This window comes from Lactobacillus kitasatonis DSM 16761 = JCM 1039, from assembly GCF_000615285.1.
Taxonomy (GTDB): domain Bacteria; phylum Bacillota; class Bacilli; order Lactobacillales; family Lactobacillaceae; genus Lactobacillus; species Lactobacillus kitasatonis.
Map to the genome: position 1 here is coordinate 1 of NZ_BALU01000030.1, position 1,345 is coordinate 1,345.

Annotated in this window: 1 protein-coding gene; it reads right to left on the minus strand. The window is 34.1% G+C overall.

Annotated features, from left to right (window positions below):
- Positions 1–132: 132 nt before the first annotated feature.
- A partial coding sequence (locus JCM1039_RS12095) for an IS4 family transposase (RefSeq protein ID WP_034533205.1) occupies positions 133–1,345 on the minus strand: 1,213 nt, incomplete at its 5' end.

Here is a 1,345-nt window from a genome sequence, read left to right on the forward strand (position 1 = left end):
CAATGTCATTAAGTTAAGACATTGACTAATCTGATGACACTTTTTGAGACATTTATCGAATTATTTTATTCGATAAATGTCTTTTTTTGATAGCACAAATAAGCCATCATAAGATAGCCGCTTTAAATTAATTCAAGCTGCTAGACGATAAGGAAAACCAACTACTAATTTAACTTTTAGATTCCGTTTATCTTTTCTTCCTGCTCGAATAGGCGTTAAATAAAATGCCATATCCAGCAGTAATTGTGTGAAACTTTTATCTGAATTATCACTTATACTAAAATATCGTCGCCAGATACAACAGGCCATTTTAAAATCTATTCGATATTGATATTTTCCCTGAGTATACTGTTTTGAGCTTGCAATTACTGATAAGCTCACAGCGTTATACATTGCAAAATGAGCGTATATTTCCATATAAACAAATTGATCTTTTTTAGAATGAAACTGGATGCCACTTAAATCATATTTAAGCTCCCTAAAGGAAGTTTCTATTCCCCAACGAAGGTGATAGATCTCTTTTATTCTAGCTAGAGGATATTCATTTCGATCCAAATTGGTGATGAGTACTTCCCACTCGTCGTCTGAACCTGGTGGATTGATTCTAAACTTGCAAACCCTGAATCTAACATCACACATATCCTCAAAATCCCACCGTTGATCTCTAGTGTTTTTAGAACGAACAGCTTTATAATGATGCTTTTTGTGAGGAATCATGTGAAGAAACTTTTCTGTATCTTTATGGGTGACGTAATAATAATGTGACGAAGTTACTCTGCATGATAAGTCAACATCGTATTCATGATTCGACATAGCCATAATTTCTTTAAAAGCACCAACTCCGGATTTTGATCGCATAACATAGTGGCAATATTTTAACCGATTGCAGTTTTCAATTAAATTAAAGCTAATATAGCCGCGATCCATCAGGACTAAGAAATCTTTTTCTTGTTGGGCTAATTTCTTTAACATAGTTAAGGCTGCCTCACGTTCATCCATTTTTTGTCTGGGTTGGATAACCATGTCTAAATATAATTTATTCAAGACATCATAAAGAGCATTTACATGAAGTTGACAGTATATTCGACCATCTTTACCTCGAAAAATATTTTCTGATTCGGGATTAAAAGGTTGATCAAAATCAGAGCCATCAATCGCAACAACTAAGTACTTATTATCCAATAATTGTAGTGTATTATTTGCCTGACTAAGCTCTGACATAATTTCTTTGAAGCATTCAGGCTTTAATTTAGCTTTTTGTTGTTCGAAGGCTGAAGCAGTCATTCTAGAATTCATGTCAGGAAAAGCATGAAAAATTTCCGAATTCAGGCTGCCAGCTCCCATG